The organism is Acinetobacter sp. ANC_7503, assembly GCF_056780035.1.
The window spans coordinates 24,991-41,098 of record NZ_JBWYJA010000005.1; the positions used below are offsets into that span (position 1 = coordinate 24,991).

Genomic DNA, 16,108 nt, shown 5'->3' on the forward strand with positions numbered 1-16,108 from the left:
ACTGCTTCCTTGCACTTCGTAAAAAAAACAGTGTTTTGTACTCGTTCATACCTTGGATTATTGATAATAGGTTACCACTATTTTAGAAACTTTGAATTCTGAGACTTGCCTTTTCGTAATGCATTGAAAAAAAAGACGACAGGCATGATAAAAATAGTCATTAAAAAGTAACTCAATGACAGGTAGATTAAGTTGCAGTCGACAGAGGCTTAGCTAAACAGAATAATCAGTATCTAACAAGAACACTTAATAACTCAAGGATTGAGGTTGGGAATGAAATTAACGTTTGTATGTTACTTATTGGCGATCTTGCCAATCTGTGGATGGGCGCAACAAACAACTGATATTGAGCAAAAAACGCCAAATAGTGATGCTGAGCTTGTCTTAGATAATGTTCGCATATCAATGCAACGCTTACTTCCCTCAAAGACAACGTCACTATCCAATTTAAAGGGGAGCAAAAAGGCGATCAAGTTTTTTTAAAGCAGAACAACCGAGTGATGATTCAAATGCAATTCAAGAGTTGAAAGGACAGCTTAACTATAAAACGAATGTATTTAAATCTACATTGGTCAATCATGCAGGTGTGATTCGAACAAAGAAATTCGAGCCTGCTTTTAAAGTAAAAAATACGTCTGATGTGAGTTTTAATTTCTATGGCATATCTAAAGCTGACCATCCTTTCAAACGATTAATGACACGTATCGAGGTGTTTGACAAAGTCAATCAAAAAAGATTGCAAATACTTGAAGGCTTTCAAGCGTTTCCCAATAGTATTGGTTATATGGGTGTGAATTTTGATGGTTACTATGATGTAGTGCTCTCTGATCTGTCAGAGGATAAAACGCTTCAAGATCGTCGTTTTATTTACTGGATTTATGATTCTGTTCAACAAAAATTTAACCGTGCAGAGCATTATGAGCAAATCGTTGGATTTCCACTATTACATGGTGATAAACAGCACATCGATTTTTCTAATGGACAGGTTTATACAATTGTTGAAGTCATTTTGAAACCAGTTTCAGTAAATGCTGAACAAGAAACTAAACAATTAGCAGATCGGACATCATTAGAATCCTCTGTAGCACTTCAAGGAGAAAACTTGGAAAAACGGATTGAAGAACCACCAGTTAACTTTGGTCAAGAGCAAGAGAATGAGCTAGGCAGCGATGTAGATCGTGTGCAAGAGCAAGAGCCTTAAAAATGTGAAAATCTGAATGAGCCTTATGACAAGGCTGTCATGAAACCATCATCATATTGAAATTATGTTCTTTTAAATTTTAGGGATAACATTAATAAAAGGTGTGATGATGGCACTCCTAAACATGCAAGTCATAAAACAAAAAAAACTCTTTGAATTATTGGATATCAAAAAAAATACGTCATTTGAGGATTTTATTCTTCTTCCTGATGCTGATCAGCATAAACGACATCCTCAATTAAAAATTGCCATTGTGACTGAGACATGGTCACCAGAGATTAATGGTGTTGCAAACTCACTGATGAATTTATGTCTGGGTTTGCAGAAGCGAGGTCATCAAATTTTGTTGATACGTCCCCAACCCAAAGTGAAATCTAAACGGTTTAAACCTGATGCAGAGTGTTGGGTGCATGCTCAAGCGATTCCGAAATATCCCACCTTACAGTTCGGTTGGCCACAGTTTTCTAAAATCTCAAAAGCGGTTGAGGTATTTAAGCCAGATGTTGTGCATATTGTGACAGAGGGACCATTGGGATTTGCGAGTCTAATGGTAGCTAAATCTCAGAATATTCCTGTTTCAAGTGGTTTTCACTCTGCCTTTCAAGAGTTTAGTCGATACTTTGAGTTTCCTTTTCTCGTTAAACCTATCTCAAAATATTTAACATGGTTTCACAATAAGACAGACGTGACTTGTGTGCCAAGTTTAGATACACAGCATGCTTTAAAACAAATGGGAGTAAGCGGTGAGTTAAGGGTGGTGGGGAGAGGTGTTGATACCCAATTATTTAATCCGAATAAAAGATCGGAGTTGCTCAGAGAGCAATGGAATGCAAATGAGCATACACGAGTTCTGATTTCCGTTGGTCGGTTGTCACCTGAAAAAGAAGTAGACCAGATTATTCGGACTTTTTTGAAAAAGAAAGGTGAAGTTGATCATTATACTAAATTGGTAATTATCGGAGATGGGCCAGATCGAGTAAGGCTTGAAGACCTTGCGAATCATCACCCTGATATTATTTTTATGGGAAGTTTGACTGGTGATGATTTGGCATGTGCATATGCCAGTGCAGATGTGTTTATTTTTCCAAGTCAAGTTGAAACCTTTGGAAATGTCGCGCTTGAAGCATTGGCAAGTGGCTTGCCTGTGGTGGCTTATGATTATGCATGTGCCAAACTGCATGTTGTGCACAATGAAACGGGATGGCTGATCCCTCTCGGTGATCTAGATATGTTCGAACGAGCAATGACAGCAACATTGAATCAACCCGATTTAAAAATAATGGGTGAGAAAGCGCATCTTGCAGTTGCTGCAACAGGATGGTTGAAACCTGTTATTGATTTTGAGCAAGCATTATTTTTTGCTGCGCATCGTACTTTATTTCACTAAATTATTCTGAATTCGTAGTTTCTTGTCGCGTGTTTGAGGGTGGTCGGTGAATCAGTCATCTATTCTAATTATGACAAGTATTTAATGAAATCATCATCATAATGAAATGATCCATCTCTAAAGTAAAAGTATGAAAAAAAATACAAAAGAGGTGTGATGATGGGAATCATGGACACTGTATTGCCTAGATCGACAACGCAATATGATCACCAGAGGCTAAAATTTAAAAATCAAAACTCCGATCGGGGTGTATCGGTGCTTGAGCAATTGGGGCGATCTAGATTAAAAATAGCTGTCGTTACGGAGACATGGCCGCCAGAACTGAATGGTGTTTCATTGTCTTTACTACAGATTTGCAAAGGTCTACAGAAGCTTGGTCACAAAATTCTATTGGTACGACCTTCACAAAAACAAATATGTTCGGAATTTTCACCGAACCGTGAGTGTTTGGTGAATGGTCAAACCATTCCGAAATATGCCCATATGCAATTTGGTTGGCCACAGTATGGCAAAGTGGCTAAAGCATTTGATGAATTTCAACCAGATTTGGTGCATATCGTGACGGAAGGACCATTAGGTTTAGCGGTACTTCAGCTCTCAAAAAACAAAAAGATTCCTGTGAGTAGTGGTTTTCATTCTGCTTTTCATGACTTTAGTCGTTTTTATGATCTTGCTTTTATGGTCAAGCCGATTCAGCACTATCTCAAATGGTTTCATAACAATACGCAATTGACCTGTGTACCAAGTCAGGACTCGGCTGATGCGATACGTAACTTTGGTGTTACATGTCAAGTTGAAGTGATTAAGACTGGGGTGGATGTTGAAAAGTTTTCACCTACTTTTCGAAGTGTGCAACTCAGACGACAATGGGATGCTTGTGAGAATACAACTGTGCTGCTTTATGTTGGTCGTGTTTCACCTGAAAAAGAGATTCAGGTGTTAATTGATGCCTATTTAAAACTTAAAACACAAACAACGCGCAGATTTAAGTTGGTCATCGTGGGGGATGGGCCCGATTATTCGCGTTTGGTTCGTCAAAGCAAGCATACCGATATCATCTTTACTGGAAGCTTAAGTGGTACAAATCTTGCTGAATCATTTGCAAGCGCAGATGTATTTGTTTTTGCCAGTCAAGTAGAGACTTTTGGCAATGTCGTGCTGGAAGCGATGGCGAGTGCATTGCCTGTCGTTGCTTATGATTATGCTTGTGCTAAGCAGTATTTAGATGCGGAAACAGCATGGTTAGCACCTTTGGGTGAGCCTGCAACCTTGGTTCAATATATTGTTAATCTGCCCCAGAACAAACGCTTGCATGCAATGGGGATGCAAGCAATGAAAAAAGTACAACAAGTCGGATGGCAACATCCAGTTCAACAACTCGAACATGCATTTTATCGTGTCGTGCAGCAGAAAACGCTCACGGCCTGAACGATAGGAGTAGAGTGAAATGAATTTTAAAAATACCAAAATAAAAATACTCGATCTTGATCTAAGAGGATGTCTCTATTTCAATAATCTATCGCATACACAAAGTATTGCGCTCATATTTAAAATTATTAGTCGGCTCGGAGATGGAGTTTTTTGGTACATGATGGTGGCGTTGGTGTGGCTACTGCAAGGACCGCAATACACTATTCAAATTTTATATATTGTTGTAGCTGCTTCGTTAGGTACGCTGATTTATAAAATTTTAAAAACAAAAACAGTACGTCCACGACCATACCAAGTTCACCAAGTTATTCATATTGGCGAAAGACCACTAGATCATTTTAGTTTTCCTTCTGGTCATACATTGCATGCAGTAATGGCAACAATCGTATTGGGTTATGTAGAGCCTGTCTTGCTGGTGATGATGATGCCATTTACCATTTTGGTTGCGTTGTCGCGCATGGTATTGGGATTGCATTATCCAACTGATGTTTTAGTCGGTGCCTTGATTGGGGCGACGGTTGCTAGTGGTATTATCTTGGCTGCTCCAGCATTGAATATCATATTGTGAGGGAGGTTGATTGCATGATAAGGCGTACAAAAGCAATATAATTGTACGTCTTGATTTGCTTTTTGCTAAAATTAAGCCATGCATTCACCAAAGATGATTTAGGAATAAGTATGGGTTTACGTTGGACAGACACCCTTGATATCGCAATTGAACTGTATGAAGCCCATCCAGATGTAGATCCACAATGGATCCGTTTTACTGATCTTCATGCATGGGTTTGTGCGCTTCCAGAGTTCGAAGATGATCCAAACAAATCAACAGAAGGATTGTTAGAAGCAATTCAAATGGCTTGGATTGACGAAGCTCGATAATTCATCGATCGAAAAAAACCATTTTTTTACACGCGAAAAGCAGATAATCGCGCATTATTCGGTATAATGCGCCAAAATTTTCATGTCAATTTGACTAAAGGAGCCAATCATGGCTATTGAACGTACTTTATCTATCGTTAAACCAGATGCAGTTGCTAAAAACCACATCGGTGACATTTTTGCTCGTTTCGAAAAAGCTGGTCTTAAAATCGTTGCGACTAAAATGAAACATTTAACTCAAGCTGAAGCTGAAGGCTTCTATGCTGAGCACAAAGAACGTGGTTTCTTTGCTGACCTCGTTGCGTTCATGACTTCTGGTCCAGTTGTTGTATCAGTTCTTGAAGGTGAAAACGCAGTTCTTGCTCACCGTGACATCCTTGGCGCTACTAACCCTAAAGAAGCTGCTCCAGGTACAATTCGCGCTGACTTCGCTGTAAGCATCGACGAAAATGCTGCTCACGGTTCTGACTCTGTAGCATCTGCTGATCGTGAAGTTAACTACTTCTTCGCTCAAACTGAGATCGCTCCACGTACTCGTTAAATCGCAGTATTCAAACCAGATAAGTGCTATACTGCTTATCTGGTTTTTTTATTTCTGAAAGATTTTATTGCTTGAAAATTGAGCATGTTCTTTTATCCCACATTATGGTTTAGGTAATACTCATGAATTCTGAAGTTGTCGCTTCATCCGTCAATTTAGATGAACAACAGCCCACTACTGTTCAAGTACAGCAGGCTGATACTGTACAGAAAGTGAATTTACTTGGCCTGTCACGTCCGCAAATGGAAAAATTCTTTGAGGATATGGGGGAGAAAAAGTTCCGTGCGGGTCAGGTGATGAAATGGATTCATCAGTTCTTCGTTACTGATTTTGCTGAAATGACTAATATTTCAGGGAAATTACGTGAAAAACTTGAAAAGATTTGTGAAATTAAAGCACCAGAAGTCGTGCATAAAAACTATTCTAAAGATGGAACACGTAAGTGGGTATTCCGTGTAGGTGATGGTGCGGGTTCTTTGGTTGAAACAGTACTGATTCCTGCTGAGGATAAAACGGGTTCGCGTAAAACCTTATGTATTTCATCACAAGTCGGTTGTGCTTTGGACTGTTCGTTCTGTTCAACCGGAAAACAAGGTTTCCAACGCGATTTAACTCAGGCTGAAATTATTGGTCAGTTGTGGATGGCGAACTATTCCTATATGGAAGATGTGCCTGTTGCTGAACGTGAGCGCTCTGTGACCAACGTGGTAATGATGGGTATGGGCGAACCATTATTGAACTATGATGCTGTGCTTAACTCAATGCGTATCATGCTTGATGATTTCGCCTATGGAATGTCTAAACGCCGTGTCACATTGTCAACGTCAGGGGTTGTGCCGAAGATAGATCAATTGGCTCAAGACATTGATGTTGCGCTTGCAATTTCATTGCATGCAACCAATGATGAGTTACGTAACGAATTAGTGCCGATTAATAAAAAATATCCGTTAGAACAACTCATTGCAGCGTGTCAGCGTTATATCACTAAAGATGGTAATGAAAGTGCACGTAAGCATGTCACGATTGAATATGTCATGTTAGACGGGGTCAACGATCATCCTGAACATGCACAGCAGATGATTAAGTTGTTGAAAAATTTACCAAGTAAAATTAACTTGATTCCATTTAATCCATTCCCACATGCACCATACGGGCGTTCGAGCCGAAATCGCATCATTTCTTTCCAAAAAACTTTGTCTGATGCTGGTTTTGTGTGTACGATTCGTCAGACACGTGGGGATGATATTGACGCAGCTTGTGGTCAATTGGTTGGTCAAGTGGCTGACCGTACTCGTCGTGCAGAACAATGGAAGAAAAAAGTGCTAGAACGTAATGAAATTATGCGTTCACAAGGCTAGTTGTATCATTTAGATGTGAATGATTAAAAAGAGGGAGGCATCATTTGAGCAAGCCGATGTATAAAAAAATAGTCATGACGATGACAGTCGCTTTATCTGGATTGCTTTTCTTTGGATGCCAAACTACCAGTGGCGATGCGAGCAAAAAGGATCCTGAGAAATCAGTGAAAGTTCGTACCCAAATGGCGGCTGAATATATTCGGAATGGGAATTTAGATGCTGCCAAACGTGTGCTTGATCAGGCATTAGAGGTTAATTCGCGCGATTCAACTGCAAATATGATGATGGGGGTGTTGCTTCAGCAAGAAGGAAGTGACATCAACATGCAACGTGCAGATCATTATTTTTCTCGTGCTATTTCAATTGATCCTAAAAATGCGCAAGCACGTAACAACTATGGTACGTATTTGTATCAAGTGAAACGATATAATGATGCTGTTAAACAGCTTTCAATTGCAGGCGCAACGCTTGGATATGACCAACGTCATCGTGCATTAGAAAACCTTGGACGGATTTATCTCATTCTAGGGGATATACCGAATGCTGAAAAAACGTTCAAACAAGCACTGCAAGTCAATCGTGACTCGACTGTTTCAATGATAGAGTTAGCAGAGATATTTTATCTGCAAAAGAATAATATTGCCGCGCGTCAGCTATATGAGCAATTTGTACTCAAAGTTGGCCAGCAAAATCAAGGTGCGAGAGCACTCTGGATTGGTTTACGTATCGCACGTGCCAATGGTGATAGAACGGGAATGTATGTGCTGGTGAATCAGTTGCGTACTTTATTTCCAAATAGTCAAGAATTTCAACGTTATTTGCAATTACAGTTCAATACTGAGGCCGTATGGAAGTAAATCCTAATTCACAGCAACCTACTGGTTCAAACGTAGCACCTAATGCTTTAGGAAATATTCAACGCCCTGGCGAGTATTTGCGTCAAATCCGTATTTCTCAACAACGTGATCTGGTCAAAGTTGCTGGTGATTTAAAAATGCCAGTAAAAACGCTTGAAGCGTTAGAGCAAGACGAATACAAATCTTTGCCAGAAGCGACTTTCATTAAGGGATATTATCGTTCGTATGCGAAGTATCTCAAAGTTGATGCCTCTGCTTTAATTCAACGTTTTGATGAAATCTATCAAAATGATACAGGTTTACTGCCAAATCATGCTTTGAACAATTCTCCAATTAAAATTATGGGGAAACTTCCTGGCTCGAAAAGTGTACGTAACCGCAAGTGGATTAAACGCATCGTGATTGCGTTAATTATTTTGGGCGTGGCTTGGCTATTAATCTCCGCAATCCAAAAATGGGCGGCTAAAGGCGATTCGTCAAATACTGATACGAATCAGTCCAATAATGTCCAAATTCTGACCTTAAACAATGGTACAGGCACAACTGAAGCAGTATCAGGCGATACGATGAATCTCAGTTTTAGCCGCCCTACATCAGTACACATTGTTGACAGTACGGGTAAAGTTTTAGCAACTGGACGCCAATCAACTGCGATTAGTTTGAATGGACAGTCTCCATTCCAAATTCGATTAGATGATGCTCAAGCCGTTTCATTAAGTTTAAATAATGAAAATATTTCATTGTCACCATATACCGTAAACGGAAAAGCTGAATTCCGTTTATCACGTTAATGGGTTAAAGGTAAAACGATGATCGAGAATCCGATTCGACGCAAACCAACACGTAAAATTCGCGTAGGTTCTGTGTATGTGGGTGGCGATGCGCCAATCAGTATTCAAAGCATGACCAATACTGAAACTTGTGATGTAGCTGCAACAGTTGCACAAATTCAACGTTGTGTGGATGCTGGCGCAGATATTATGCGTGTGTCTGTACCGAGTATGGAAGCCGCTGCTGCTTTTGGAGAAATCCGTAAACAAGTGCAAGTTCCACTCGTTGCCGATATCCATTTTGACTATAAAATTGCTTTGGCTGTTGCAGATTTGGGTGCAGATTGTCTGCGTATCAACCCAGGGAATATCGGTTCAGAAGCAAAAATTCGCGAAGTGGTTGCTGCGGCTCGTCACAACGATATTTCAATGCGAATTGGTGTCAATGCAGGCTCTCTCGAAAAAGATATTCAAAAGAAATATGGTGAGCCAACAGGTCAAGCTTTGCTTGAGTCAGCAATGCGTCATATTGATATTTTAGATCGTTTGGATTTCCAAGAGTTTAAAGTGTCAGTGAAAGCATCGAATGTCTTTTTGACGATGGATGCTTATCGCTTGTTGTCACAACAAATTGACAACCCGTTACATTTAGGAGTGACTGAAGCTGGAATTTACCGTACTGGTTCGGTGAAGTCGGCAATTGCACTGGGCGGATTGTTAATGGAAGGCATTGGCGACACCATGCGAATTTCATTAGCAGCGGAACCTGAGGAAGAAATCAAAATTGGTTTTGATATTCTTAAATCTTTGGGCTTGCGTTCAAATGGTATTAACTTTATTGCTTGCCCAAGTTGTTCACGTCAAGAATTCAATGTCATCAAAGTGATGCAAATGCTTGAAGAGCGTTTGGAAGATGTGCGTACTCCAATGGATGTTTCTGTCATCGGGTGTAAAGTCAACGGTCCTGGTGAAGCTAAAGAAGCTGATATTGGTGTAGTGGGTGCAAGTCCACGTTCACTGGTGTATCGTAATGGTGAAAAGAGTCATTTAATTGACACAAATCAATTGGTTGATGAAATCGAAAATATGGTTCGTCAACGTGTTAACGAGCTTGAAAAAGCTAAATCAAAAGAGATTATTCGCACAGGTTTTTCTGAGTAGATCATGAGTTCAATCGTCGCAATCAAAGGTTTTAATGACATTCTCCCAACGCAAACCCCAGCTTGGAGACGTCTTGAACAGCATCTGTCTGGTTTGATGGATGCCTATGGCTATCAACAAATTCGTTTGCCGATGGTTGAACAGACAAACTTGTTCAAGCGTTCTATTGGTGATGCAACGGATATCGTTGAAAAAGAGATGTATACGTTCTTAGATAAAGGTAATCCTCCTGAGTCTTTGACCTTACGTCCTGAAGGTACTGCGGGTTGTGTACGTGCTATGCTCGAACATAATTTGCTTCGTGGTGCGACACCGCGTGTTTGGTATATTGGACCGATGTTCCGTTATGAAAAACCGCAAAAAGGTCGTTACCGTCAATTCCATCAATTTGGTGTGGAAACGTTTGGTGTTGCAACTCCTGATCAAGATGCTGAACTGATTTTGATGACTGCGCGTCTGTGGAAACGGATGGGTGTTGCGGACAAAGTTCAATTAGAGCTCAATACTTTAGGTGAGTCAGATGAGCGTGCAGCTTATCGCGCAGCCTTGGTTGAGTTTTTAGAATCACATAAGTCAGATTTAGATGAAGATTCGCAGCGTCGTTTAACGACGAATCCACTGCGTATTTTGGACTCTAAAGATGCAAAAACTCAAAGCATTTTAGAAAATGCGCCTAAACTTCATGACTTTATGGGTGAAGAGACGCTGGCACATTTCCAACAATTACAGCAATATCTAACCGATGCAGGTATTTCATTTGTCATTAATCAAAAGTTGGTTCGTGGCTTGGATTACTATAATAAAACTGTATTTGAATGGACGACGACACATCTGGGTTCACAGGGTACGGTTTGTGCTGGTGGTCGTTATGATGGTTTAGTGGGTCAGTTAAAAGGTAAACCAGATCAATCGGTTCCTGCGGTTGGTTTTGCAATGGGTATTGAGCGTTTATTGCTTCTTTTAGAACAAGTAGAAGACAATATACCAGTACGTGATTGTGAAGTATTTTTACTTGCAGATCCTGCGACGCAAGGTAAAGCTTTAGTTTTGGCTGAGCAAATTCGAGATCAACTTGAAGCTGCAAGTAGTTCAGTGCGTCTGAAAGTTGGCTCTCAAGGTTCGATGAAAAGTCAAATGAAAAAAGCGGATCAGTCCGGTGCAATTTATGCCTTAATCTTTGGTGAGCGTGAAGCTGAGGCTCAACAACTTTCAGTCAAAGAGTTGGCTACAGCAGAGCAGACACAAGTAGCGGTCAATGACATTGTGCCGTTCATCATTGATAAACTATCTTCAAAATAAATTTAAGAACATAAGGAAAGGGCGATCATATGAGCGCAATGACTGACGAAGAACAACTGCATACAGCTAAGTCGTTTTTTAAGAAATATGGATCGGCGTTGATTACGCTGATTCTTCTTGCCCTGATCGCCTTTTTCGGATGGGAATATTGGAAGAAGAAAAACGTAGCAGAAGATCAAATACAGACTGCTAAAGTACAGCTCTTAGTTGATGAAGCGAAAGCTGCAACAACTGATCCTAAAGTAGCGACTGCTTTGGATGGAACTGCAGAAAAAATTGTAAAAGAAAATCCTGATTCGATTCATGCGGTTCAAACGCAATTTGTAATGGCAAAATTGGCTTATGATCAAGAGAATTATGCCAAAGCTGAACGTGAATTGAAAAAAATTGAAAATGCTCAAATCAAAGATGAAGGTTTACAACACATCATTAAGCTTCGTTTAGCAGATGCTCAACTGGCACAAAAAAAATATGATGAGGCTTTAAAAACATTGTCTGGTTTGACTTTGCCCGCTTTCAAAACAACTGTAGATGAAGCACGTGGCGATATTTATATTGCTAAGAATGATATTGAAAATGCGAAAAAAGCTTATCAGAGCGCGTGGGATAACTTAATTGCAACTAAACAAGAACGCCAAATCTTACAAATTAAACTCGAAAGTGTTGGCATATTAGTAGAAGATCCTGAAATTGAGCGCCCAATTTTAGATATACAAACGGATGAGTCTTAATGGATAGAAAGTATAAAATTTCTTTTGTTCTAGCGACATTGTCGTGTGCACTAATGGCGTGTACAAGCAATACGGTGAAAGAAGAAAAGGTGAAACCTAATCCGTTGCCTAAAATTCAGCAATCGGTGAGCTTAGCACCTATTTTTTCACATAATGTTTCAGCGACGGATGCTGCTGATCCATTGCGTTTGAGAATGGCGAATGATCAAGGTGTTTTATACTTTTTAGATCCTAAGGGACTGGTTTCTGCATATCAAGGTAAGCAGCGTGTCTGGGAAAAACAAGTTACCAAGCTTGGTTTAAGTTCAGGTGTTGAAGCGGCCAATGGGTTAGTGATCGTCGGCAACAAGAAAGGTCAACTGTTTGCTCTCGATCAAAAAACGGGTGATATCCGTTGGACTGCGCAATTAAGTGGTGCAATTTTGAGTGCGGCCCTTATTCAGACTGGTCGAGTGATCGTTGTTGCAAATGACGGTACGGTGTTTGGTCTGGATGAAAAAACAGGTCAACAAGTGTGGACCTATCGTATGCCAAACGAACAATTGAGCTTACGCGGTCAAGCTTCACCTGTGCGCTTAGACCCACGAACAGTGTTAGTGGCCTCGTCAAATGCATACGTGTACGCAATTGATAGTCTCACTGGAACTTTGCGTATGCAAAGACGTGTGGCAGTCAGCGATGGTCGTTCTGATATACAGCGTTTAGTTGATGTGGATGCAGATCCAATCGTTGCAGGACAATTGGTTGTAACCACTAGCTATCAAGGCCAAGTCACTGTACTAGATCTAGTTTCGCAACGTGTGATTTGGAGTGAAGATGCAAGCAGTATTAATCGTGCTGAAGTTGCAGGTCGCCAAGTCTTCGTCACGCAAACAGATGGTAAAATTGTATCGTTTGATCTGGTGACGGGTCAGCCGTTATGGACTAATGATCAATTGCTTAACCGTCAATTAAGCAACCCCGTAATGTTAGGTCAGTATTTAGTGGTAGGTGATTATGAGGGGGTACTCCACCTTGTAGATCCTAAAAATGGTCAACTTGTTGGTCGTGAAAAAACGCGTGGTGAAGTACGTTCGTTACGTGTAGTAAACAATCAGCTTTACTCAGTGACACGTACAGGCGCACTTACAATTTGGCAGAATCGTTAATTTTTTCTCTGCTTATGGTAAACTAGTCGCTGAATACATATTTTAAGTTCGGGGTGTTGAATTTTCAGACCCCGACATTTTTATTTTTAAGTAGATGATTCGTCTAACTTCTTCCACAGTTTCTGATGTTCAGGCCAATTGAGTTGGCTGATCTTGTTAAAGGTTAATCTATGAAACCCGTTATTGCGCTCATTGGTCGTCCGAACGTCGGAAAATCAACGCTGTTTAACCAGATTACCAAAAGTCGTGACGCGCTTGTTGCAGACTTTGCCGGTCTTACTCGTGACCGTAAATATGGTGATGCAGTTTATCAAAATAAATCATTTATCGTTGTGGATACTGGCGGTATCGGTGAAAACGAAGGTGGGATCGACTCTTACATGGCAGAGCAGTCTAAAACTGCGATTCATGAAGCAGATATGATTATCTTTGTTGTCGATGCGCGTGCAGGTCTTCTAGCTTCTGATGAACAGATTGCGCGTGAGTTACGTACACTCGGTAAAAAAGTATTTTTAGTTGCCAACAAAGTCGATGGTGTCCATGCAGAGGCAGCATTGGTTGAGTTTTTTAAGTTGGGTATGGGTGAACCGATGCAAGTGGCTGCAAGCCATGGGCGTGGTGTTCAACAAATGCTCGAAGAAGTGCTTGAAGATGTGCCAGAAGATGACCTAAGTGAACAGCGTGATGAAGATACTGGGCTTCGTCTAGCGATTATCGGTCGTCCGAACGTAGGTAAGTCAACATTAGTTAATCGCCTGTTAGGTGAAGAACGTGTCGTTGCTTTTGACCAGCCTGGTACTACACGTGACTCAATTTACATCCCATTTGAGCGTGATGGTCGAAAATATACGCTCATTGACACTGCCGGTGTTCGTCGTAAAGGTAAAGTGGATGAAATGATTGAGAAATTCTCAATCGTAAAGACTTTACAAGCAATGAAAGATGCCAACGTTGTCGTTGTTGTTGTTGATGCGCGTGAAGGTATTGTTGAGCAAGACTTGCATTTGATTGGATATGCGATTGAAGCTGGTCGTGCGATGGTGATTGCGATCAATAAATGGGACAATATGTCAGAATATGATCGCAAACAATGTAAATTGGATGTTGAGCGTCGTTTTGACTTTATTCCATGGGCAAAAATCCATTTAATTTCTGCTTTGCATGGTACAGGTGTGGGTGAGCTTTATCCTTCAATCCACCGTGCATATGAATCTTCACGTTTGAAAGTATCTCCAGCGAAAATCACTGAGATCTTAAAAGATGCAACAGACGCGCATCATCCACCTAAAGTTCAAGGCCGTGCAATTAAAATGCGTTATGCGCATATCGGTGGTCAAAACCCGCCTACGATTGTGATTCACGGTAATAAAGTTGATAAAACCCCAGCTGACTATCGTCGTTACTTAGAAAACGTGTTCCGTAAAGTGTATAAACTAGAAGGTACACCTGTAAAAATTGAATTCAAAACTTCAGAAAACCCATTTGAAGGTCGTAAATCTCAAATTGACGAGCGTACTGCGGCACGTAAACGTCGTTATGTACAGAAGTTTAAGAAAGCCGAGAAGAAGTTCAAACGCGGTTAATCAATTGTAAATTTAGTCCAGAAAGCCCAAATGTGAAGTTTGGGCTTTTTTTATCATGCGAATAAATTAAGATAAATGGAATCACTGAGAACGTTATTATGACCCGTCATATTCAAATTGATATTTCAAAAATTTCTTCTTTTTTTCAAGTTCCTGAAAATCTCACACGCACAGAAGAAATTAGTCTTAGAAAAAAAATGATTTACCAATATCGCAACAGCTTACTAGGAAGTAAATTAAACAGAACAATAAAAAATGAGGATATTGACCAAACGAAAGATGGAAAACCTTTTTTGAAAAAAATCTCAAACTTTGAGTTTAACCATAGTCATAGTCAACATTATTATGCTTTAGTTACATCACATCATATTCGAGATTTGGGTGTGGATATTGAGGAGCTGAATCGATCAATTCGATTCGAAGCTTTAGCCAAACATGCATTTCATCCACTGGAATATGCGATATGGGCAGAATTGGATTTTGATTCTCGCTATTGGTTTAAAGTCTGGACCATTAAGGAAGCAATTTTGAAGGCACATGGGATGGGAATCCGTATGAGCTTAAATGAGTTGAATACCAATGCCCATACCACACACATGGGTGGGGTTTGTGAGCATCCAGTCTTAGGGGTATTTGCTTATCAGAATTTTGAAATCATGGATTGTATGCTGACAGTCGCATGGCGAAGTGAATACTCTTGCCGTGGTTTTGCAATTCCTCAAATTCAAATCACTCAACATTAAAAAAGCCCATCATTTGATGGGCTTTTTGTATTGAATGTTTATTGAGGAATTTCTTCTTCCTCTTCAAATTCAGGTTTTACTTGAACAATAAAGTCTTGGCGGTTCAGACCACGCCACAATGCAAATGCAGTACCGATATAAATCGAAGAATATGTTCCGACAAAAACACCGACAAACATTGCAATCGAGAACCATTTCAAACCATCGCCGCCCATGATCATCATAGCAACGACCACAAGCAATAGCGTCATCGAAGTGTGGATGGTACGACGTAAGGTTTCAGTCAATGCAATATTGATGATCTCAAGAGGTTCTGCCCCACGAATTTTACGGAAGTTCTCACGAATACGATCCGAGACAACAATATTATCGTTTAATGAGAAACCAATAATCGCTAGAAGAGCAGCTAAAACGGTTAGGTCAAATGGCCACTGCATCAATGCAAAAATACCAAGAGTCACGATAATATCGTGAAATAGCGATAGAACTGCACCCATTGCCAACTTGAATTCGAAGCGAATCGTCACATAAATCAGCATGATAATCAGAGCCAAAGCCACAGCACCTGCTGATTTAATGTAAAGTTCGTTTCCGACTTGACCACCAACAACATCTACCTTAGGTACAGTCACGGTATTATTGTCTAATTGAACTGCGGTGGTAATTGATTTGGTTAGATCTTCCGCTTCAATATCTTCTTGTACGGGCATACGAACCATTAAATCTCGTTCAGAACCTAAGGTTTGAACAACAGCATCATTAAAACCCGCATCACTTAATGCTTGCGTCACTTCAGAGGGTTTTACAGGATTGGCATAATTCAGTTCAGCTGCAACACCGCCAGTAAAGTCTAATCCTAAATTCAGACCTTTAGTCGCGATAAAGAAGATACTTGCAATAGTCAGGATGATTGAAAGCCAAGCTGCTGGCTTTGCAATCTTCATGAAAGGAATTACGCGTTCGTTGTCTGGACGGCCGTATTGTTTTGATTCGAGTTGAGTATTTTCAGTCATGATAGA

Annotated in this window: 17 protein-coding genes; 16 read left to right on the forward strand and 1 reads right to left on the reverse strand. The window is 40.3% G+C overall.

The genetic code is table 11. From position 1 onward, the window contains the following. Positions 1-273 precede the first annotated feature (273 nt). From AC1M9M_RS07330 to AC1M9M_RS07405, 16 genes are all read left to right on the forward strand, one after another. Positions 274-483 (forward strand): hypothetical protein, encoded by a 210-nt coding sequence (locus AC1M9M_RS07330; RefSeq protein ID WP_481596012.1) that lies wholly within the window; start codon positions 274-276, stop codon positions 481-483. A 40-nt stretch (positions 484-523) separates the two neighbouring features. Further along, positions 524-1,201, forward strand: a complete 678-nt coding sequence (locus AC1M9M_RS07335; protein WP_481596013.1) for a hypothetical protein — start codon at positions 524-526, stop codon at positions 1,199-1,201. 109 nt (positions 1,202-1,310) lie between these two features. After that, complete coding sequence (locus AC1M9M_RS07340) at positions 1,311-2,588, forward strand: glycosyltransferase family 4 protein (protein ID WP_481596014.1); 1,278 nt, start codon at positions 1,311-1,313, stop codon at positions 2,586-2,588. A 156-nt stretch (positions 2,589-2,744) separates the two neighbouring features. Further along, on the forward strand, positions 2,745-4,016 hold the full coding sequence (locus AC1M9M_RS07345) for a glycosyltransferase family 4 protein (RefSeq protein ID WP_481596015.1): 1,272 nt from the start codon (positions 2,745-2,747) through the stop codon (positions 4,014-4,016). A 19-nt stretch (positions 4,017-4,035) separates the two neighbouring features. Continuing rightward, complete coding sequence (locus tag AC1M9M_RS07350; RefSeq protein ID WP_035265627.1) at positions 4,036-4,587, forward strand: phosphatase PAP2 family protein; 552 nt, start codon at positions 4,036-4,038, stop codon at positions 4,585-4,587. Positions 4,588-4,697: 110 nt separating this feature from the next. Further along, the gene (gene iscX, locus AC1M9M_RS07355; protein ID WP_035265625.1) at positions 4,698-4,898 is read left to right on the forward strand and encodes a Fe-S cluster assembly protein IscX; all 201 of its coding nucleotides are present in this window, start codon (positions 4,698-4,700) and stop codon (positions 4,896-4,898) included. A gap of 109 nt (positions 4,899-5,007) precedes the next feature. Then, on the forward strand, positions 5,008-5,439 hold the full coding sequence (gene ndk, locus AC1M9M_RS07360) for a nucleoside-diphosphate kinase (protein WP_035265623.1): 432 nt from the start codon (positions 5,008-5,010) through the stop codon (positions 5,437-5,439). Between the two features lie 122 nt (positions 5,440-5,561). Beyond that, the gene (rlmN, locus tag AC1M9M_RS07365; protein ID WP_035265621.1) at positions 5,562-6,797 is read left to right on the forward strand and encodes a dual-specificity RNA methyltransferase RlmN; all 1,236 of its coding nucleotides are present in this window, start codon (positions 5,562-5,564) and stop codon (positions 6,795-6,797) included. A gap of 56 nt (positions 6,798-6,853) precedes the next feature. After that, complete coding sequence (gene pilW / locus AC1M9M_RS07370) at positions 6,854-7,654, forward strand: type IV pilus biogenesis/stability protein PilW (protein ID WP_092767635.1); 801 nt, start codon at positions 6,854-6,856, stop codon at positions 7,652-7,654. Continuing rightward, the gene (locus AC1M9M_RS07375) at positions 7,645-8,445 is read left to right on the forward strand and encodes a helix-turn-helix domain-containing protein (protein WP_035265612.1); all 801 of its coding nucleotides are present in this window, start codon (positions 7,645-7,647) and stop codon (positions 8,443-8,445) included. Before pilW ends, AC1M9M_RS07375 begins: the two co-directional genes overlap by 10 nt. 18 nt (positions 8,446-8,463) lie before the next feature. Continuing rightward, positions 8,464-9,585: a flavodoxin-dependent (E)-4-hydroxy-3-methylbut-2-enyl-diphosphate synthase gene (gene ispG, locus AC1M9M_RS07380; RefSeq protein WP_092767631.1), complete on the forward strand. Its 1,122-nt coding sequence runs from the start codon at positions 8,464-8,466 to the stop codon at positions 9,583-9,585. A 3-nt stretch (positions 9,586-9,588) separates the two neighbouring features. Next, positions 9,589-10,884 carry a histidine--tRNA ligase gene (gene hisS / locus AC1M9M_RS07385; RefSeq protein ID WP_481596016.1) on the forward strand — a complete coding sequence of 432 codons (1,296 nt, stop codon included), beginning with the start codon at positions 9,589-9,591 and terminating at the stop codon, positions 10,882-10,884. Positions 10,885-10,913: 29 nt separating this feature from the next. Then, the gene (locus tag AC1M9M_RS07390) at positions 10,914-11,615 is read left to right on the forward strand and encodes a YfgM family protein (RefSeq protein WP_035265609.1); all 702 of its coding nucleotides are present in this window, start codon (positions 10,914-10,916) and stop codon (positions 11,613-11,615) included. Beyond that, positions 11,615-12,763, forward strand: coding sequence for an outer membrane protein assembly factor BamB (gene bamB / locus AC1M9M_RS07395; protein ID WP_481596017.1), 1,149 nt, complete (start codon positions 11,615-11,617; stop codon positions 12,761-12,763). The genes AC1M9M_RS07390 and bamB overlap by 1 nt, the downstream gene beginning before the upstream one ends. A 170-nt stretch (positions 12,764-12,933) precedes the next feature. Beyond that, positions 12,934-14,346 carry a ribosome biogenesis GTPase Der gene (gene der / locus AC1M9M_RS07400; RefSeq protein ID WP_035265604.1) on the forward strand — a complete coding sequence of 471 codons (1,413 nt, stop codon included), beginning with the start codon at positions 12,934-12,936 and terminating at the stop codon, positions 14,344-14,346. Positions 14,347-14,444: 98 nt separating this feature from the next. Next, positions 14,445-15,089 (forward strand): 4'-phosphopantetheinyl transferase family protein, encoded by a 645-nt coding sequence (locus tag AC1M9M_RS07405; RefSeq protein ID WP_481596018.1) that lies wholly within the window; start codon positions 14,445-14,447, stop codon positions 15,087-15,089. A 38-nt stretch (positions 15,090-15,127) separates the two neighbouring features. On the opposite strand, the gene secF is transcribed toward AC1M9M_RS07405, so the two are convergent. Next, positions 15,128-16,105, reverse strand: coding sequence for a protein translocase subunit SecF (gene secF / locus AC1M9M_RS07410; RefSeq protein WP_481596076.1), 978 nt, complete (start codon positions 16,103-16,105; stop codon positions 15,128-15,130). Positions 16,106-16,108: the final 3 nt, after the last annotated feature.